This is a genomic window from Pseudomonas inefficax (assembly GCF_900277125.1).
GTDB lineage: Bacteria > Pseudomonadota > Gammaproteobacteria > Pseudomonadales > Pseudomonadaceae > Aquipseudomonas > Aquipseudomonas inefficax.
The window spans coordinates 16,110-35,562 of sequence record NZ_OPYN01000048.1; the positions used below are offsets into that span (position 1 = coordinate 16,110).

16 protein-coding genes, 1 tRNA gene and 1 pseudogene are annotated in these 19,453 nt (G+C 63.4%); 9 read left to right on the forward strand and 9 right to left on the reverse strand.

All coding sequences use genetic code 11. The annotated features are described in order from the left end of the window. Window positions 1-10 precede the first annotated feature (10 nt). The 8 genes from JV551A3_RS05305 (at window position 11) to JV551A3_RS05350 (ending at window position 9,369) form a co-directional block, all read left to right on the forward strand. Window positions 11-1,396: an aspartate aminotransferase family protein gene (locus JV551A3_RS05305; RefSeq protein ID WP_133970244.1), complete on the forward strand. Its 1,386-nt coding sequence runs from the start codon at window positions 11-13 to the stop codon at window positions 1,394-1,396. Between the two features lie 125 nt (window positions 1,397-1,521). After that, entirely contained in the window at window positions 1,522-2,142 is a 621-nt protein-coding gene (ycaC, locus tag JV551A3_RS05310) for an isochorismate family cysteine hydrolase YcaC (RefSeq protein WP_010951959.1), read from the forward strand. 399 nt (window positions 2,143-2,541) lie between these two features. Then, window positions 2,542-3,360, forward strand: a complete 819-nt coding sequence (ppk2, locus tag JV551A3_RS05325; RefSeq protein ID WP_133970247.1) for a polyphosphate kinase 2 — start codon at window positions 2,542-2,544, stop codon at window positions 3,358-3,360. Window positions 3,361-3,396: 36 nt separating this feature from the next. Further along, complete coding sequence (locus tag JV551A3_RS05330) at window positions 3,397-4,593, forward strand: monovalent cation:proton antiporter-2 (CPA2) family protein (protein WP_133970248.1); 1,197 nt, start codon at window positions 3,397-3,399, stop codon at window positions 4,591-4,593. A 38-nt stretch (window positions 4,594-4,631) separates the two neighbouring features. Next, window positions 4,632-5,729, forward strand: coding sequence for an AI-2E family transporter (locus JV551A3_RS05335; RefSeq protein ID WP_133970249.1), 1,098 nt, complete (start codon window positions 4,632-4,634; stop codon window positions 5,727-5,729). 13 nt (window positions 5,730-5,742) lie between these two features. Continuing rightward, a complete protein-coding gene (locus JV551A3_RS05340) occupies window positions 5,743-7,263 on the forward strand; it encodes an efflux transporter outer membrane subunit (protein WP_133970250.1) in 1,521 nt (506 codons plus the stop codon). Then, window positions 7,260-8,357, forward strand: a complete 1,098-nt coding sequence (locus JV551A3_RS05345) for an HlyD family secretion protein (RefSeq protein ID WP_133970251.1) — start codon at window positions 7,260-7,262, stop codon at window positions 8,355-8,357. The genes JV551A3_RS05340 and JV551A3_RS05345 overlap by 4 nt, the downstream gene beginning before the upstream one ends. Next, a complete protein-coding gene (locus tag JV551A3_RS05350) occupies window positions 8,347-9,369 on the forward strand; it encodes a DUF2955 domain-containing protein (RefSeq protein WP_133970252.1) in 1,023 nt (340 codons plus the stop codon). Before JV551A3_RS05345 ends, JV551A3_RS05350 begins: the two co-directional genes overlap by 11 nt. An 89-nt stretch (window positions 9,370-9,458) precedes the next feature. Here the strand turns inward: JV551A3_RS05350 and JV551A3_RS05355 are convergent, their stop codons facing one another. From JV551A3_RS05355 to JV551A3_RS05395, 9 genes are all read right to left on the reverse strand, one after another. Beyond that, window positions 9,459-11,171, reverse strand: a complete 1,713-nt coding sequence (locus JV551A3_RS05355; RefSeq protein WP_133970253.1) for a SulP family inorganic anion transporter — start codon at window positions 11,169-11,171, stop codon at window positions 9,459-9,461. 184 nt (window positions 11,172-11,355) lie between these two features. After that, entirely contained in the window at window positions 11,356-12,456 is a 1,101-nt protein-coding gene (ychF, locus tag JV551A3_RS05360; protein ID WP_016713314.1) for a redox-regulated ATPase YchF, read from the reverse strand. A gap of 24 nt (window positions 12,457-12,480) precedes the next feature. Continuing rightward, on the reverse strand, window positions 12,481-13,065 hold the full coding sequence (pth, locus tag JV551A3_RS05365) for an aminoacyl-tRNA hydrolase (protein ID WP_009686183.1): 585 nt from the start codon (window positions 13,063-13,065) through the stop codon (window positions 12,481-12,483). A gap of 79 nt (window positions 13,066-13,144) precedes the next feature. Beyond that, a complete protein-coding gene (locus tag JV551A3_RS05370; protein WP_112251980.1) occupies window positions 13,145-13,738 on the reverse strand; it encodes a 50S ribosomal protein L25/general stress protein Ctc in 594 nt (197 codons plus the stop codon). 121 nt (window positions 13,739-13,859) lie between these two features. Continuing rightward, window positions 13,860-14,801 carry a ribose-phosphate pyrophosphokinase gene (locus JV551A3_RS05375; protein WP_003247410.1) on the reverse strand — a complete coding sequence of 314 codons (942 nt, stop codon included), beginning with the start codon at window positions 14,799-14,801 and terminating at the stop codon, window positions 13,860-13,862. A 47-nt stretch (window positions 14,802-14,848) separates the two neighbouring features. Then, window positions 14,849-14,923, reverse strand: a tRNA-Gln gene (locus tag JV551A3_RS05380). A gap of 20 nt (window positions 14,924-14,943) precedes the next feature. Next, window positions 14,944-15,804 carry a 4-(cytidine 5'-diphospho)-2-C-methyl-D-erythritol kinase gene (ispE, locus tag JV551A3_RS05385; protein ID WP_133970254.1) on the reverse strand — a complete coding sequence of 287 codons (861 nt, stop codon included), beginning with the start codon at window positions 15,802-15,804 and terminating at the stop codon, window positions 14,944-14,946. A 3-nt stretch (window positions 15,805-15,807) separates the two neighbouring features. Continuing rightward, window positions 15,808-16,425: a lipoprotein insertase outer membrane protein LolB gene (gene lolB, locus JV551A3_RS05390; protein WP_133970255.1), complete on the reverse strand. Its 618-nt coding sequence runs from the start codon at window positions 16,423-16,425 to the stop codon at window positions 15,808-15,810. A gap of 4 nt (window positions 16,426-16,429) precedes the next feature. Continuing rightward, window positions 16,430-18,151 carry a tetratricopeptide repeat protein gene (locus tag JV551A3_RS05395; protein ID WP_133970256.1) on the reverse strand — a complete coding sequence of 574 codons (1,722 nt, stop codon included), beginning with the start codon at window positions 18,149-18,151 and terminating at the stop codon, window positions 16,430-16,432. A 995-nt stretch (window positions 18,152-19,146) separates the two neighbouring features. Between JV551A3_RS05395 and JV551A3_RS05405 the strand changes: the two are divergent. Then, window positions 19,147-19,453 (forward strand): annotated as a pseudogene (locus tag JV551A3_RS05405) (glutamyl-tRNA reductase); the annotation flags it as partial.

The window sequence follows — 19,453 nt, forward strand, 5'->3', positions numbered from 1 at the left end:
AGTGTTTGCCATGAGCCAAGATTACAGCCAGCTGTTCGAACAGGACCGCGCCCACTTCATGCACCCCTCGACCCACGCCCATGACCACGCCAACGGCGCGCTCAAGGGCCGGATCATCACCGGTGCCGAGGGCATTCGCCTGCGTGACCACGAAGGCCGCGAACTGATCGACGCCTTCGCCGGCCTGTACTGCGTGAACATCGGTTACGGGCGTACCGAGGTCGCTGACGCCATCCATCGCCAGGCCAAGGAGCTGGCGTACTACCACACCTACGTCGGCCACTCGACCGAGGCGATCATCGAGCTTTCCAGCCGCATCATCGACTGGGCGCCGGCCGGGATGAAAAAGGTCTACTACGGCCTGTCGGGTTCCGATGCCAACGAGACCCAGGTCAAGCTGGTGCGTTACTACAACAACATCCTGGGGCGCCCACTCAAGAAGAAGATCATCTCGCGCGACCGTGGCTATCACGGCTCGGGCATCATGACCGGCAGCCTTACCGGCCTGCCAAGCTTCCACCAACATTTCGACCTGCCGGTGGAGGGCGTCAAGCATACGGTCTGCCCGCACTGGTACCGCAAGGCACCGGCCGGCATGGACGAGCAGGCCTTCGTGCGCTACTGCGCCGACGAGCTGGAGCAATTGATCCTGGCCGAAGGCCCCGACACCGTCGCCGCGTTCATTGGTGAGCCGCTGATGGGCACCGGTGGCATCATCGTGCCGCCCAAGGGTTACTGGAAGGCGATCCAGGCCGTGCTCGACCGTTACGATGTGCTGTTGATCGCCGACGAAGTGGTGTGCGCCTTCGGCCGCCTGGGCTCGAAGATGGGCAGCCAGCGCTACGACATCCGCCCGGACCTGATCACTACGGCCAAGGGCCTGACCAGCGCCTATGCGCCTCTGTCGGCGGTGATCGTTGGCGAGAAGGTGTGGAACGTGATCGAAGAAGGCTCGCAGAAAGCCGGCCCCATGGGCCACGGCTGGACCTACTCCGGGCACCCGATCTGCGCAGCGGCGGCGCTGGCCAACCTGGATATTCTCGAACGCGAGAACCTGACCGAGAATGCCGAAGTGGTGGGGGCCTACCTCAACCGGCGCATGCGCGAAACCTTCGAAGGCCACCCGTTGGTAGGTGAAGTACGGGGTGACGGCATGCTTTGTGCGGTCGAGTTCATGGCTGATCGCGAGGCGCGCACGGCGTTCGACCCGGCGTTGAAAGTAGGGCCACAGGTGTCGGCAGCATGCCTTGAGCGCGGGATGATCGCCCGGGCCATGCCGCATGGTGACATTCTCGGTTTTGCACCGCCGTTGGTGCTGAGCCAGGAGGATGCCGAGCAGATCGTCGCCATCACCAAGGCGGCTGTCGATGAGGTGGCTGGCAAGGTGCTTGGCTAAGCATTGCAGGGGCCGCCATGCGGCCCCATCGCCGGCCTTGGCAGGCAACCCGACTGACGGTCCCACCCATCCTTCATCCTTGCCTACGCTGATAATCCCAACCTGCTGAAGCAAGGAGAACCGTCATGGCCTTCCAATACAAGCGTCTGGACAAGAACAACGCCGCCGTGCTGCTGGTCGACCATCAGACCGGCCTGCTCTCGCTGGTAAGGGACATCGACCCCGACCGCTTCAAGAACAACGTCCTGGCCCTGTCGGACCTGGCCAAGTACTTCAAGCTGCCGACCATTCTCACCACCAGTTTCGAGACCGGCCCCAACGGCCCACTGGTGCCCGAGCTGAAAGAGCAGTTCCCCGACGCCCCGTACATCGCCCGCCCTGGCAACATCAATGCCTGGGACAACGAGGACTTCGTCAAGGCCGTCAAGGCCACCGGCAAGAAGCAACTGCTGATCGCCGGCGTGGTGACTGAAGTGTGCGTGGCCTTCCCGGCACTGTCGGCACTGGAGGAGGGCTTCGAGGTATTCGTCGTCACCGACGCCTCCGGCACCTTCAACGAACTGACTCGTGACTCGGCCTGGCGGCGCATGGAGGCCGCCGGGGCGCAACTGATGACCTGGTTCGGTGTGGCTTGCGAGCTGCACCGCGACTGGCGCAATGACATCGAAGGGCTGGGGACCCTGTTCTCCAACCATATTCCGGATTACCGCAACCTGATGACCAGCTACAACAAGCTGGCCAAGTAATCCGGCCTTGAGGCCACACCCTGCCCTGTGGGAGCGGGTTTACCCGCGAATGCGTCAGTGAAGCTACCGGCGCATTCGCGGGTGAACCCGCTCCCACAGTCAGCCGAACACCCACCAAATCAATCGACTAGACGCACAGCCAGCGGAAACATAAACCGGCTACAACAAGCCGGCCAAGTAATCCGACCTCGAGGCCACACCCTACCCTGTGGGAGCGGGTTCACCCGCGAATGCGTCGGTGAAGCTGCCGACGCTTTCGCGGGTGAACCCGCTCCCACAGTCAGCCGAACACCCACCAAATCAACCGACTAGACGCACAACCTGCGAAAACATCAAGCGAAGCGGAAAACTGCCATGGATCGACCATACTGACTCTTCATTCGCCCTCAGGAGAGTGCCATGTCGAAGTCGTCCAGGAAGAAAGACCACAAGGACCAGCCGGAGAAATTGGGCGGCAAGGCGTACGAGAAGGAACTCAAGCAGCTGCATGTGGAACTGGTGAAGCTGCAGGAGTGGGTGGTGGCCAAGGGACTGAAGGTATGCATTGTCTTCGAAGGCCGCGACGGCGCTGGCAAGGGCGGCACCATCAAGGCCATCACCGAGCGCGTCAGCCCCAGAGTATTCCGCGTGGTGGCACTGCCGGCACCAACCGAGCGGGAAAAGACCCAGATGTACCTGCAGCGCTATGTCGGCCATCTGCCGGCCGCAGGTGAAGTGGTGATCTTCGATCGCAGCTGGTACAACCGGGCCGGGGTCGAACGGGTGATGGGCTTCTGCTCGAACGAACAGGCCGACCGGTTCCTGGCTGGCGTGCCGCTGTTCGAAAAGGTCATGGTCGAGTCGGGCATCATCCTCATCAAGTACTGGCTCGAGGTCAGCGCCGAAGAGCAGACCCGGCGCCTGCAGGACCGCATCAATGACGGCCGCAAGCTGTGGAAGCTGTCGCCCATGGACCTCAAGTCCTACACCCGCTGGGATGACTACACACAGGCCCGTGATGAGATGTTTGCCGCCTCGGATACCGCTTGGGCGCCCTGGTTCATGGCCCACTCCAACGACAAGCGGCGTGCCCGGCTGAACATCATCAGCCATCTGCTGACACGCATTCCCTACAAGGACATCACCCGGGAGCAGGCAGTGAAGCTGCCCAGACGCGGCAAGATCGGCAAGTACAAGGCCGTTGCCTACCCGTTCAAAGAAGTGGAACAGCGTTTCTGATCCCCTCCCTGCGGGGAGCAGCGAGGGTGCAAACCTATGCCACATGACGGCAGCCTGCTACAGGCGACGGTGGTGTTTTTGCTGGCCGTGGTACTTCTGGTACCGCTGGCGCAGCGTTTGAAAATGGGGGCGGTGCCCGGCTATCTGCTGGCGGGCATTCTGATAGGGCCATCGGTATTCGGCCTGCTGAACAACCCGGATAACGTGGCGCGCCTGTCGGAGATGGGCGTGGTGATGCTGCTGTTCGTCATCGGGCTGGAGCTGTCGCCGCGGCGTTTGTGGAGCATGCGCCGCGCGTTGTTTGGCGTTGGCTCGCTACAAGTGGGCCTGAGCGCTGCGGTGCTTGGCCTGCTGGCGTACTGGCTATTCGGCCAGTCGAAGCCGGCCGCCATCGTGCTGGGGCTGGGCCTTGCGTTGTCGTCCACCGCGTTTGGCCTGCAGGTACTGGCCGAGCGCAAGGACCTGGGCAAGCCGCACGGCCGCTTGGCTGTGGCGATCCTGCTGTTCCAGGACATTGCCGCGATCCCGCTGATTGCTGTGGTGCCACTGCTCGGTGGTGATGTCAGTACCGCCGACGAAGGTGCCTGGCCGATGCTGGCGGTGGCGGTTGGCATAGGTGTGGTGATCATCTTTGGCCGCTACCTGCTGACCCCTGTCTTCAAATGGACAGTCGGTTCGGGCCTGCCCGAACTGTCTACCGCTACCGCCTTGCTGGTAGTGCTGGGCACCGCCTGGGTGATGGAGCACGTGGGTGTGTCCATGGCGCTGGGGGCATTTCTGGCAGGTGTCCTGATGGCCGAGTCGCCTTTCCGCCACGAACTTGAAACCCAGATCGAGCCGCTCAAGGGTTTGCTGCTGGGGCTGTTCTTCGTTGGCGTGGGGATGAGCGCCGACCTGCGTCTGCTGTTCGGCATGCCGTTGCTGGTGCTGGGTCTGACCCTGCTGCTGGTGATTATCAAGTTGCCGCTGCTGTATGGCCTGGGCCGCATGGCGGGTGGGCTCAACCAGGCCCAGGCGCTGTGCCTGGGCGTGGTGCTGGCATCTGGCGGCGAGTTTGCCTTCGTGGTGTTCAAGCTGGCGCTCGACCATCAGGTGCTGGCGCAGCAGGTGCATGACCTGCTGGTGCTGGCCATCACCTTGTCGATGGCGGTGGTGCCCTTGGTAATGATGGCTCTGGCGCGGCAGTTGCGTGACGACAGCCCAGCCCAGGCAAGCCCTGAAACGGGCCATTGAAGCGCGCCACATGGCGCACCTGAATTGGGAGGTGAAGCATGCAACCGGGTATCAAGCTGGACAGCAGCCTGTCGCGGGGCTTGCTCGATGTGCTCATCAAGGCCGGCCTGGTGGCTGCACTGGTGATTTTCGCCTTCCAGACGTTTCAGCCGTTTCTGGAGCTGATGCTGTGGGCGGTGATCCTGGCGGTGACCTTGTACCCGTTGCATTGCCGCATCCAGCGCCGCACAGGGCTAAAGGACGGGCTTTCGGCGACGCTGGTCGTTCTTCTGGTACTGGTCGTGCTGCTGGTGCCGATCTACCTGGTGGTGATGTCCATCGGCGAATCGGTGGACAGCCTGGTAACGCTGCTCAAGAGCGGCGCCTGGAGCGTGCCGGCACCTCCCGAGTCGGTGGCGGCCTGGCCACTGATCGGGCCGAAGGTGCATGCCCTGTGGCTGGCGGCCTCGGAAAACATGGCCAGTGTGCTGAACCAGTGGATGCCCCAGCTCAAGGGGGCAGGGCGCACGGTACTGGGGGCGGCGGCCAGCGCTGGTGGAGCCTTCCTGCTATTCATCGGCGCTATCATCATCTCCGGGGTGATCATGGCTTTCGGGCAACGCGGTGAAATCGCGGCGCAGCGTATCGCCATGCGGGTATCGGGCGAGGAGCGCGGCAAGCCACTGGCCAAGCTGTGCACCGCCACCATTCGTGCGGTGGCCCAGGGCGTGATCGGCATTGCCTTCATCCAGATGCTGCTGATCGGCGTCGGCTTCGTCATCAAAGGGGTACCGGGGGCCGGGATGCTGGCGATCGTCATCCTCATGCTGGGGATTGCCCAGGCCCCCGCCACGCTGATCACGCTGCCGGTGATCATCTACGTATTCAACGTCGAAGGCTTTACCGTGGCGACCATCATCTTCGCCATCTATACCTTCGTCGCCGGGCTTGCCGACAACGTGCTCAAACCGCTGCTGCTGGGGCGCGGAGTGGATGTGCCGATGCCGGTGGTGCTGATCGGGGCACTGGGCGGCATGGTGGTCAAAGGCATCATCGGCCTGTTCATTGGCCCAGTGATTCTGGGCGTCACTTATGTACTGTTCTGGCAGTGGGTGGCGCTGCAGGTGCCGGAAAACCCCGTCGAACCGACGGCGTGAGCCAAGGACTGCCATGCCCGGACGCGTCTATGGTTGTGCACTGAGCCTGGCGGCCATGTTGGTGGGCTGCACTCAAGTGGGCCCGGACTTCCAGCCGCCGCAAGACCCATGGCTGGGCACCTGGAACACCCCGCTGCTAGAGCAGGCCGGGCAGCAGGCCGCGGCGCCCGACCTGCGCCAGTGGTGGACCGTGTTCGCCGACCCAGCGCTGGATGCCTTAATCACCGAGGCCGATGCCAATAACAGCAACCTGCGCGTGGCTGGCTTGCGCATTGCCGAAGCCCGCGCCCAGTTGGCCATCGTGCAGACCGGGCGTTATCCACAGCTGCAGCAGCTGCGCGCCCAGAGCCTGTACCTGAAACAGGACCAGTCCGGTACTGCCACCGCTCGCGATTCGGTGTTCTGGCAATCCAGCGCGGGCTTCGACATCGGCTGGGAAATCGACTTCTGGGGGCGCTTCAGCCGCGCCATCGAAAGCGCCGACGCCGTCTACTTCGGCTCCCAGGCCAACTACGCCGATGCCATGCTGCTGTTGCGTGCGCAGGTGGCCGATACCTACTTTGCCCTGCGCACCGCCGAGGCGCGGCTGGATATCGCCGAAGAGAACGCCCGCCGCCAGGCGCGCAGCCTGGAGATAACCGAGCGGCTGTTCCGTCATGGCGAAAACGACGAACTCGACTGGCAACAGGCGCGTACCCAGTACCTGGCTACCCAGGCTACCATCCCCGAGTTCCAGAACCAGCTCAATGTTCTGCGCAATGTGCTGTGCTCGCTGTTGGGCCGGCCGCCCGGGCCGCTGCCACAGCTGGATGCCGGCCACGGCCAGTTGCCGTTACCGGACCGTGCCGTGCTGCAGGACGTGCCCGCCAACCTGCTGCAGCGCCGCCCGGACATCCGTGCCGCCGAGCAGGCGGTAGCGGCGCAGTCGGCGCTGGTCGGGGTGGCCGAGGCCGACCTTTATCCACAGCTGAGTCTGCTGGGCAGCATCGGCTGGAGCTTCGTCACGGCCAATCACCTGCCCGATACCTTCGACATCGCCGCCGGGCCCAGCCTGATCTGGAACCCGTTCGACTACGGCCGGCGCAAGAACGCCGTGCGCGTGGAAGACGCCCGCTTGCAGCAACTGATCGAGCTGTATCACCAGGATGTACGCGAAGCCGCCCGCGAAGCCGACGATGCCGCCAGCGGGCTGGTGCGTTCGCTGCAGAGCGCAAGTATCCGCGACCAGGCCTCGCAGGCCGCACAGCGCTCGCTGAACCTGGCCAGCTCGCAGTACCGCGAAGGCTTTGCCGACTTCCAGCGCGTGCTCGACGCCCAGCAACTGCTGCTGCAGCAACAGGACGGCTACCTGGTCAGCCGCGGCAATGCCGTCAGCAGCCTGGTAACGCTGTACAAGGCCCTGGGCGGCGGCTGGGACGCCAGCCGCACACCGATCGACCCGGCCACCCGCCAACAGATGCAGCAACGCACCGACTGGGGCGAACTGCTCGACGAGCCAGGCCCCAGCGCCCATGCACAAGGTGAAACGAAATGAGCGACGCTACGCCGACGCCACCCCCGCCAGCCCCCGATCGCGGCATGCGCTGGGTGCTGCTGCTGATTGCCGTGAGCCTGCTGTGGTACCTGCTGGCTGACCGCTTCACGCCCTATACCCAGCAGGCCCGCCTGCAGGCCTACGTGGTGCCGGTGAGTGCCGAGGTGGCCGGGCAGGTGAAGCGTGTGGCGGTGGGCAACAACCAGGAAGTACGCAAGGGCGATGTGCTGTTCGAACTGGACCAGGAGCAATACCGCATCGCCCTGGCCCGCGCCGAAGCCGACCTGGACACGGTACGCCGGCAGATCGGTGCCCACACCGCTGGCATCGACTCGGCCCAGGCGGCTCTGGTGGCGGCTCAGGCCAACGAGCGCAAGGCGCGGCAGGACGCCGAACGGCTCAAGCGCTTGATCGATGAAGACCCGGGCACGGTGTCGGTGCGCCGCCTGGAAGGCGCCCAGGCCACCCGCGACCAGGCTATCAGCCAGGTGGCGGCAGCCCGTGCCGAAGTTGAGCGGGCCCGTGAGCAGCAGGGCGGGGCGCAGGACGACAACGCCCAACTGCGCAGCGCAGCGGCCAATGTCGAAAAGGCCCGACTGGACTTGGCGCGCACTGTGGTACGCGCCGATGCAAACGGGCTGATTACCGACCTGCGCACCGACGTTGGCCACTATGTCGGTGCCGGCAGCCCGATGATGACCCTGATCGCCATTCATGACGTGTGGATAAGTGCCGACATGACCGAGAACAACCTCGGTCGGCTGCGCCTTGAAACCCCGGTGCTGGTAGTGCTCGATGCGCTGCCCGGCACGGTGCTGAAGGGGCGCATTCGCAGCATCGGCTACGGCGTGAGCGTGGGCCAGAGTAATCCGCCGGGCACGTTGCCGACCGTGCAGAACAGCCGCGAGTGGCTGCGCTCTGCGCAGCGCTTCCCGGTGATCGTCGAACTGGAGCGTGACCAGTTGCAGGACAAGAGCGGTTTGCGGGTTGGCGGCCAGGCCGAAGTCATGGCCCTGCCAACCGAGGGCAACCCTTTGAACCTGCTGGGCCGGCTGTTCATGTGGCTGATGAGCTGGCTGTCGTATGCCTATTGAGCTGCGCCGCCTGCGCGCCCTGCGCCTGGCGTGGGGCGTGGCGTTGTGCCTGGCGGTGAGTTTCGGCATCGGCTTGCCGGTGCCAATACTGGCGCCGGTATTTGCGGTGCTGTTGCTGGCCATGCGCAGCCAGCCCTTGCCCCTGCGCGCGGCACCGGCCCTGGCGGTGCTAGTGCTGCTTGCTTGCGGCAGCGGGCTGCTGCTGATTCCGCTGTTGCGCCATGCCCCGGTGAGCGGGGTGTTGCTGGTGGGGATGGGGGTTTTCCTGACCTTGCGCTATGCACTGAAGGGCGGCAACGGCCTGCTGGCCAATTTGCTGGTGATCGGCCTGACCATGATCGCCGCCGCCGGCACCAGCGACTTCACCCTGGCGCTGTCGGTGGTCGAAGCGCTGGCCAAAGGCATGCTGCTGGCGGTGTTGGGCACGGCAGCGGCGCATGTGCTGTTTCCCGAGCCGGCCGATGCGCCGGCGCAACCGGCACCGCCTCTGCTCGACAGTGATCAGGTGAGCTGGGTCGCCTTGCGTGCCACGCTGATCGTCATGCCGGCCTTTTTGCTTGCGCTGATCGCTCCGGACCAATACATGCCGCTGATCATGAAGGCAGTGAGCCTGGGGCAGCAGGCCAGCGAAACCCGCGCGCGGCATGCCAGCCGCGAGCTGATCGGCTCGACCTTGCTTGCCGGGTTGCTGGCGATACTGACGTGGGGCGCGTTGAGCCTGTTCGTGCACCTGTGGATGTTTTTCCTGTGGGTGCTGCTGTTCGTCCTTTGGCAGGGGCGCAGGCTTTACCGTGCGGTGGATACCAGGCAAAGCCCGGCGTACTGGGTGAGTTGCCTGACGACCATGCTGATCTTGCTGGGGCAGTCGGTGCAGGACAGCGCGGGCGGGCAGGATGTGTACCGTGCCTTTGCCGTGCGCATGGCGTTGTTTCTGGCGGTGTCGGTGTATGCCAGTGCCATGCTCATATGGATTGATCGGCTTCGGATGCGGCGTGGGCTTCTTCGCGGGTGAACCCGCTCCCACAAGGATTGTGTGATCCCATGGGCATCGCCATACCTGTGGGAGCGGGTTCACCCGCGAAGAGGCCAGCCCAGGAAAATCTAAGGCTTCCAGTCAATCCCACTCTCCTCCAGATAGGCATCCACCGCCGCACCGACAGTAGGGTGAAATGCCGATTCCCCCATATGCTCGAACAACTCGAACCGCCGCATCTTGTCCTTCACCGGGTCCTTCATCTCGGCAAACTGCAACTCCACCCCCCGCGCCTCCAGCGCCCGGTCCAGTTCGGCCAGCATGTCCGCCGAGGTGATATCGATGCTGGTCACCGGCTCCGCCGCAATCACCAGCCGTTGAACCGGGGTAGGTGATGCGTCCACCGCCGCCATCACCGTGCTCTGGAACTGCTCGGCATTGGCAAAGAACAGCGGCGCGTCCCAACGCAGCAGCACCAGCCCTGGAATGCGTCGGGCCTGTGGATAACGCTGCACATCATGGTAACCGCGGGTGCCATCCACCCGTCCCAGCACCGCATGATGCGGCCGCCAGCCGTCCCACAGGAATTCGATCACCGATATCGCCACGGCAATGCAGATACCGGGAATGGCCCCGAATACCGCTACGCCGACGAAGCAGGTGAACGACAGCCAGAATTCCCATTGCTGCATGCGGAAGATGCGCTTGAGGTCGGCAAACTCGAACAGGCCCAACGCTGCGGCGATCACTACTGCCGCCAGGGCACTGTTGGGCAGGTGTTGCATCAGGTTGGGCGCGACCAGCAGCAAAAGGGTTACCGCCAGGGCGCCGATGATGCCGGTGAGCTGGGTCTGTGAACCGGCCGCTTCAGCCACCGGTGTGCGTGACGAGCTGCTGCTGATCGGGATGCCCTGGAACAGCCCGGAGGCCAGGTTGGCCACACCCAGGCCGAACATTTCCTGGTTGGGGTTGACCGGGGTCTTCATGCGCGCGGCGTAGGAACGTGACAGCACACTGGTATCGGCGAACGACACCAGCGCTACCGCAATACCGCCGAGCAATACTTCCACCAAGTCGATATCGCTGACCCAGGGGAAGACCAGGCTGGGCAGCCCCTGGGGCAGTTCGCCGAGCACTTTCACGCCTTGCTGGTCGAGCCCCAGCAGGCTCACCGCCAGCGTGGCCGCCACCACCGCAATGAGAATGCCCGGCACGCGCTTGAACGGCTTGAGCAGCAGGATCAGCGCCAGGCTACCGCCACCGACCACGAAGCTTGGCCAATGGCCCTGGCCGGCGAGCAAGGCCTGGATCAGGTTCCAGGTATCCCGCAGCGGGCCCTGGCTGTCGACCGACAGACCGAACAGTTTGGGCAACTGGCTGATCAGCACCGTGAGGGCGATACCGTTCATGTAGCCATAGCGGATCGGCTTGGACAGCAGTTCGGTGATGAAGCCCAGGCGCAGCAAACCGGCGATCACGCAGAACGCCCCGGCCACCAGGGCCATCATGCTGGCGATGGCGATCGCCCGTTGCGGGTCGCTGGCGGCGTACTGCACCACCACCGCCAGGATCGGCGCGGCCAGTGCCGAGTCCGGGCCCAGTACGAGGATGCGGCTGGGGCCGAACAGGGCATAGGCCAGCAGCGGGATGATGGTGGCGTACAGGCCATAGATGCCGGGTACGCCAGACGCTTCGGCATAGGCGATGCCCACCGGCACCAGCATGGTGGTGAGCACCAGGCCAGCGGCGATGTCTTTGGGTAGCCAGGCGGGTTGGTAGTGGAGCAGGGTGACCAGGCCGGGAAGCCAGCGTTGCCAGTCGAGGCGGGGTTTTTCGGGCATGATGCGCGCGTCCGGGGGAGGGTGCTGAATCACAGCTTAGATGCTGAATTCCGGGGCCGCTTTGCGGCCCTTTCGCGACACAAGGCCGCTCCCACAGGGATCGCGCGCCCTGTCAAATGCCAGATAAAACAAAACCCCTTGAGGCGTTGGCCTCAAGGGGTTTGTGGGTACTGCAAGCTGGCGCTTAGACGTTGAAGCGGAAGTGCATCACGTCACCGTCCTTGACGATGTAGTCCTTGCCTTCCAAGCGCCATTTGCCGGCTTCCTTGGCACCGCTTTCACCCTTGAACTGGATGAAGTCGTCATAGGCCACCACTTCAGCGCGGATGAAGCCTTTTTCGAAGTCGGTGTGGATAACCCCGGCTGCCTGCGGAGCAGTGGCGCCGACGCGGACGGTCCAGGCACGTACTTCCTGCACGCCGGCAGTGAAGTAGGTCTGCAGGTTCAGCAGCTCGTAACCGGCGCGGATCACGCGGTTCAGGCCAGGCTCTTCCAGGCCCAGGGCCTCGAGGAACATGTCCTTCTCTTCACCATCGTCCAGCTCGGCGATTTCCGCTTCGATCTTGTTGCACACCGGCACCACTACCGCGCCTTCTTCCTCGGCGATGGCCTTGACCACGTCCAGGTGCGGGTTGTTGTCGAAGCCGTCTTCGGCCACGTTGGCGATGTACATGACCGGCTTGCTGGTCAGCAGGTGGAAACCGCGAATGACCGCCTTGTCTTCGGCGCTCATGTTTTTCATCAGGCTGCGCGCAGGCTTGCCTTCGGTGAAGTGCGGGATCAGCTGTTCGAGGATGGCCTTTTGCGCCAGGGCTTCCTTGTCGCCGCCCTTGGCGTTGCGGGCAACCTTCTGCAGTTGCTTCTCGCAGCTGTCGAGGTCGGCGAAGATCAGCTCGAGGTCGATGATCTCGATGTCGCGCTTGGGGTCGACGCTGTTGGAAACGTGGATCACGTTCTCGTCTTCGAAGCAGCGCACCACGTGGGCAATGGCGTCGGTCTCGCGGATGTTGGCGAGGAACTTGTTGCCCAGGCCTTCACCTTTCGAGGCGCCAGCCACCAGGCCGGCGATGTCGACGAACTCCATGGTGGTCGGCAGGATGCGGTTTGGCTTGACGATTTCAGCCAAGGCATTCAAGCGCGCATCGGGCATCGGCACGATGCCGCTGTTAGGCTCGATGGTGCAGAAGGGGAAGTTCTCCGCCGCGATGCCAGACTTGGTCAGGGCGTTGAACAGGGTGGACTTGCCGACGTTGGGCAGGCCGACGATGCCGCAATTGAAACCCATGGGTATTCCCCTCTCTAAAGGAAATCAGGCCTTCTGGCTGTGCAGCTCGCGCATCGCCTTGGCGAAGTCGCCGGCAAGCACGTCCGGCAGCACGCCGAGGGCAAAATCGATGCTGGCGTCGAGCTTCTCCTGCTCGGCGCGCGGCGCGCGGCCCAGGACGAAGTTGGAGACCAGTTTGGCGTCGCCCGGGTGGCCGATGCCAAGCCGCAGGCGGTGGAAGTCGTTCTGGTTGCCGAGCTGCGCGATGATGTCGCGCAGGCCGTTGTGCCCACCATGGCCACCGCCGCGCTTGAGCTTGGCGACGCCCGGGGGCAGGTCGAGTTCGTCATGCGCCACCAGGATCGCTTCCGGCTTGATGCGGAAGAAATTGGCCAACGCCGCCACGGCCTGGCCGCTGCGGTTCATGTAGGTGGTGGGGATCAACAAACGAACGTCGTTGCCCTGATGGCTGAATTTAGCCGTCAGGCCGAAATACTTTTTGTCAGCGGTCAGCGAAACGCGCTGGGCGCTGGCAATGCGTTCAACGAAAAGAGCCCCTGCGTTATGCCGGGTCTGTTCGTATTCGGGGCCGGGGTTACCCAGGCCGACGATCAACTGGATGGCGGTCACGTCAGGGGCTCTTCCTTGGAGTTGGTGGGTTACAGGGCGCGCGGCACTGTAACCCGATCAACGCCGGCGTGCGAGTGGATTACTCGGCAGCGCCTTCTGCTTCTGGAGCAACGCGTGGAGCGTGAACGTTGGCAACAGCTTTGTCATCACCGTGGGCCAGAGCTACGAACTCTACGCCTTTCGGAGCTTTCAGGTCCGACAGGTGGATGATGGTGCCGATTTCAGCGTTGGCCAGGTCGACTTCGATGAACTCAGGCAGGTCTTTGGCTTCGCAGGAAACTTCGATCTCGGCTTCTACGTGGGAGATCTCGCCGCCTTTCTTGACCGGGGCTTCTTCGTTGATGAAGTGAACCGGTACCTTAGCGGTCAGTTTCTGGCCAGCAACGACGCGAATGAAGTCGGCGTGCATGATGAACTGCTTGGCTGGGTGACGCTGCATGGCCTTGATGATGACGTTCTGCTTGACGCCGTCAACGTTCAGCTCGATTACGTGGCTGAAGGCAGCTTCGTTTTCGAACAGCTTGGTGATTTCCTTGGCCAGGATGGTCAGGGACTGAGCTTCCTGGTTACCACCGTAGACAACGGCTGGGATGTTCGCGGAGTGACGCAGGCGGCGGCTCGCACCTTTCCCCAGGTCAGTACGCGCTTGGGCGTTCAGAGTGAATTCGGTCATTTTGTTTCTCCAAAATAGCCCCCCGAGGGCGTTTGCGACCAGCGCCAACGGGGATGGCAAAAAAGCCCCGCCCCAACAACCAGTGTTGGGGCGGGGCGCTTTTCGTCAGCGTGTGTTCCGCTTAGCGGAACATCGCGCTGATCGATTCTTCGTTGCTGATGCGGCGGACCGCTTCAGCGACAACCGGTGCGATATCCAGCTGGCGGATACGGTCACAGGCTTGAGCAGCGGCGGACAGCGGAACGGTGTTGGTCACCACCAGCTCGTCCAGTACCGACTTCTCGATGTTCTCGATCGCGCGGCCCGACAGGACAGGGTGCGTGCAGTAGGCGTAAACCTTGGCAGCGCCGTGTTCTTTCAGGGCTTTGGCCGCGTGGCACAGGGTGCCGGCGGTGTCGACCATGTCGTCTACAAGGATGCAGGTGCGCCCTTCGACGTCGCCGATGATGTGCATGACCTCGGAGTGGTTAGCCTTCTCGCGGCGCTTGTCGATGATACCCAGGTCGACGCCCAGGGATTTGGCGACGGCACGTGCGCGCACGACACCGCCGATGTCCGGGGAGACGATCATCAGGTTCTCGAAACGCTGGTCTTCGATATCGTCGACCAGTACGGGCGAGCCGTAGATGTTGTCGACCGGGATATCGAAGAAACCCTGGATCTGGTCAGCGTGCAGGTCGACGGTGAGTACACGGTCGATACCTACGACAGTGAGCATGTCAGCGACGACTTTGGCGCTGATGGCTACACGTGCCGAACGCGGACGGCGGTCCTGGCGGGCGTATCCGAAGTAAGGAATCACGGCGGTGATTCGGGATGCTGAGGAGCGGCGGAAGGCGTCGGCCATCACTACCAGTTCCATCAGGTTATCGTTGGTCGGGGCACAGGTCGGCTGAATAATGAAGACGTCTTTACCGCGGACATTCTCATTGATCTCAGTGCTGATCTCGCCGTCGGAGAACTTACCGACAGAGACGTCACCGAGAGGGATATGCAGCTGACGTACGACACGCCGAGCCAGATCGGGGTTAGCGTTCCCCGTAAAGACCATCATCTTGGACACGCGCAGTACCTGAAGGCTGAGGGTAACCTGGATGAGTATAAGGAAAATGGCAGGGGCGGCTGGATTCGAACCAACGCATGGCAGGATCAAAACCTGCTGCCTTACCGCTTGGCGACGCCCCTGTATCTGTTGCTGCGAACGCTTATGCGCTCGACTTCTTGACCAGACTTTGCAGCTTGCGATGCAACATCGAAACGTTGCTTCCTTTCGCCACAAACCCTGTTTGGGTCGCTGAAAGAAGGGCCAGAACTTTATCAGCTTCGGCTTTGCTTGGGAAGGCCCCAAACACACAACTTCCAGTACCGGTCAGTCGAGCTTCAGTGAATTTACCCAGTGAATTCAACGCATTGCGAACTTCCGGGTAACTCTGCTCTACCACCGGTTGGCAGTCATTTCGACTGTTTCCCTCGGGAACGGGGCGCATCTTAAGGGGGAGCGAATCACGTGTCAACTGTGGATGTGAAAAAATTTCTACTGTGCTGACAGACACTTGCGGCACAAGCACGACATACCACGGCTCTTCCGGGTCGACCGGGGTCAGTTGTTCACCCACGCCCTGGGCGAACGCCGCGTGGCCGCGCACGAAAACCGGTACGTCGGCGCCCAGGCTCAGGCCCAGGGCGGCCAGGCGGTCTTCGCTCCAGTCCAGTTGCCACAGGTGGGCGAGGGCCAACAGGGTAGTGGCGGCATCCGAGCTGCCGCCGCCGATGCCACCGCCCATGGGCAGCACCTTGCTCAGCCAGATGTCGGCGCCCAACTTCGTGCCCGATTGTTCCTGCAGCTTGCGCGCGGCACGCACGATCAGGTTGCTGTCGTGCGGCACCGCCTCGATTTCGTTATGCAGGCGGATCACGCCGTCGTCACGCACGGCGAAGCTCAGCTCGTCGCAGTGATCGAGAAACTGGAAGACGGTTTCCAGCTCGTGGTAGCCGTCCGCGCGGCGGCCGATGATGTGCAGCCACAGGTTGAGCTTGGCTGGGGCTGGAAGGGTAAGGGGCTGCATGTATCAGTGCCCCAGCTGGCGCGGCTGCCAGTCCTTGACCACCAGGGTCACATCGAGGTCCTTGCCGTGCAGCTTCAGGCGCTCGGGCAGCCAGTAGCCGTTCTGCTCCGTGTAGCTCAGGTACTGTACCTGCCAGCCATCCTGGTCGAGGCTGGCCAGGCGGCTGTCGCCGTCCAGGGTCAGCTTGCTCTTGCTGTCGGGAGCGGGCAGGCCGCGTACCCACCAGACCAGGTGCGAGACCGGCAACTGCCAGCCCAGTTGCTCTTCCAGCAGGGCTTCGGGGCTTGGGGCCTCGTAGCGGCCCTGGTTGGCGACTTCCAGTACCACGTTGCCGGGGCGGCCGGTCAGGCGTGCGGCGCCACGGCCCAGCGGGCCGGCCAGGCGGATGTCGTAGTAGTCCTGGCGTTGCAGCCAGAACAGCGTGCCGCTGCCGGAGTCGCGCGGGGCACGGATGCCGACCTTGCCGTTGATCTGCCAGCCATCGAGGCTGCTCAGCTGCTCTTTATGGGCGCGCCACTGCTGCGGGTCGCCGTGGCCCTGCAGGGCCTCGCGGCTACCGAAGCCGGCACAGCCGGCCAGCAGGGCGATCAGGGTGAAGGTAATGCAATGGCGCAGGAACATGGCGTTAGAGAGTCTCGGATCCGGTCAGGCGCAGGAGGGTCTTGCGCAGGATGGGGCTGTCGGCCTGGGCTTCGAAGCCCTTGGCCCAGACCTGGCGGGCTTCGCCGCGCTTGCCGTTGGCCCACAGCACTTCGCCCAGGTGGGCAGCCACTTCGTGGTCGGGGAAGCTGGCAAAAGCCTTGCGCAGGTAGGTTTCAGCCTCGTCGAGGTTGCCCAGGCGGTAATTGACCCAGCCCAGGCTGTCGAGTACCGCCGGGTCGTCCGGGGTCAGCTGATGGGCCTTGTCGATCAGCGCCTTGGCTTCGCTGTAGCGGGTGGTGCGGTCGGCCAGGGTGTAGCCGAGGGCGTTCAGGGCCATGGCGTTTTCCGGCTCGCGGGTGATGATGGCACGCAGGTCTTTTTCCATCTGCGGCAGGTCGTCACGCTTTTCGGCCAGCATGGCGCGGGTGTACAGCAGGTTGAGGTCGTCCGGGTAGCGCTGGATGGCTTGTTGCAGCACCTGGCTGGCCTGGGTGTCCTTGTTGTTGTTGCTGTAGCTTTCCGATTCGATCAGGAACAGCTGGATGGCGTAGTCCGGCTGGGCTTCGCGGGCATCGGCGAGCAGGCGCGAGGCTTCGGTACCACGGCCGTTGGCAATCAGGATGTCGGCCTGGCGCAGTTGCGCCGGCAGGTAGTCGGGGCCGGGGCCGACCAGGGCGTATTCACGCAGGGCGCCTGCAGGGTCGTGGCGCTCCTCGTGGATGCGGCCCAGGTTCAGGTGTGCGGCGTCGACGTTGCTGTCGCGTTCGATCAGCTCTTGCAGGTAGCCCTCGGCTTCATCCCAGTCCTTGTTTTCCAGGCACACCAGGGCCAGCGAATAGCGCAGCTCGTCGTCCTCCGGGTATTGCTGGACCAGGCTGAGGAACTCGCCCTTGGCGTCGGCGATGCGGTCCTGTTCGACCAGAGTGCGGGCGTAGGTCAGGCGCAAGCGCTTGTCGTCGGGGTTGTCGCGAATCGCCCCGCGCAGCAGAGGCAGGGCCTCCGGGCCACGGTCCAGGGCTTGTAGCAGGCGCGCGCGCAGCAGGATCGGGGCGATTTCGCCGTTTTGCGGCGGGTGCGACTCGAGCAGCTCCAAAGCTTCTTCGGCCTTGCCGTCCTGGTTCAGCAGCAGGGCTTTGCCAAACACCAGCTGGCTATTGTCCGGGTACTTCACCAGCAGCCGCTCGAAGCTTTGCAGCAGGCCGTCGCGGGTGCTCTGGTCGGTTTCGGCGGCGGACAGGGCGAGGAAATCGAAATGGGTGTCGCCCTGGCCCTGGAGGACCTTTTCCATGTACGTCATGGAGTCGTCATAGCGGCCTGCGCGGGCCAGCTGGATGGCAGCGGCGCGCTGGGCGTCGAGGTTCTGCGGGTCGTTGCGGGCCCAGACCAGTGCGTTGTCCAGTGCCGGTTCGTCGGCGCCGAGGTATTCGGCAATGCGGTAGGCGCGCTCGGAAACCCCTGGGTCCTGGGTTTTTGCGGCCTGGTCGGTGTAGTTGGCCAGGGCGATGTCGAAGCGATTGCGCTGGCCAGCCAGCTCCGCCACCAGCAGGCTATAGAGCGTGTCCTGCTTGAACGAGCCATACACCACGGGCTTTTCCGCCTCGCTCTTGCCGGCCTCGGCGACGGGAGGCTCGGCTTTTTGCGGGGCCAGGCTCTGGCAGCCCTGGAGCAGGGCGAAGGCAAGCAGCAATGCGTATGGTTTGTTCATAGGAAGGCTTTGAGAGGACTCACCGGCGGTCGGAGCATGATGACACAAGCGCGGGGGCAAACCCACCTGCGAAGGTATGAAGCTGCGCTTCGCTTATGCAGACCGCGCTGCGCCCGCGTGGTTCGCGGCAGAGCCTGCCGCAGCCACCGAACACAGAGTCCTTGCTCTTGCTCTTGCTTCTAAGCGCGCGATAGTTCAGGCGCCGCAGATTGCGACTTCAGGAGGCCGAGCGAAGGGACTGCGGAGGGAGGTGACGGGCATGGATGCCCGTCAAGCGCTGAGGCCCCATGGATGGGGCCTGCAGCGCGTACTCCCGGGAGCAGGCCCGTAGCGAGGGAACCCCGGAGCGAAGCGGAGGGGCCGGATGATGGGAGCGGACGGTTTTTGGTTCCTTTTTGCCACGACAAAAAGGGACCCGCCGTAAGGGCGGAAAGGTGACTTGGTGCCACCATCGCGAATGAATGTCTACGATGTGAATGCCGACATCCAAAAAGCTTAAGCGATGGTTTTGATATAGCGAACAGTCCATTTACGATGGCGACGCATACTCACCTTTTCGCCCTTACGGCGAGTCACTTTTTGCCAAACGCGGCAAAAAGTAACCAAAAAACGCTGCGCTCCCATCATCCGGCCCCTGCGCTGCGCTCCGGGGTTCCCTCGCGCCGGTCTTGCTCCCGGGAGTACGCGCTGCAGGCCCCATCCATGGGGCCTCAGCGCTTGACGGGCATCCATGCCCGTCACCTCCCTCCGCAAGACCTCTGCTCGGCCTCCTGAAGTCGCGAAGATCAAGATCAAGATCAAGAGCTAGATCAAGAGCCAGATCAAGAGCCAGATCAAGAGCCAGATCAAGAGCGGGGGGGAGCTGAAATTGCCGCTGATGCTGGCCTGAATCCGGCGATAGCCGCAGCGCTATCAGCGCAATAGCGAACGGTGGTTGTCCTGAAACCTGCGAAAGAGGACAATTATCGGCTTCCCGTCACAACCAGCGACCTTGCATGGCCTTTCTTGCACTTGGTATCAACCATAAGACTGCCTCGGTAGACGTACGCGAGCGCGTGGCGTTTACCCCAGAGCAGCTGGTAGACGCCCTGCAGCAGCTCTGCCGGCTGACATCCAGCCGCGAAGCGGCAATCCTGTCGACCTGCAACCGTAGCGAGCTCTATATCGAGCAGGACCACCTGTCCGCCGATGTCGTGCTGCAATGGCTCGCCGACTACCACCGCCTCAGCCTGGACGAGTTGCGCGCCAGCGCCCACCTCCACGAAGCGCACGAGGCGGTGAAGCACATGATGCGGGTGGCCT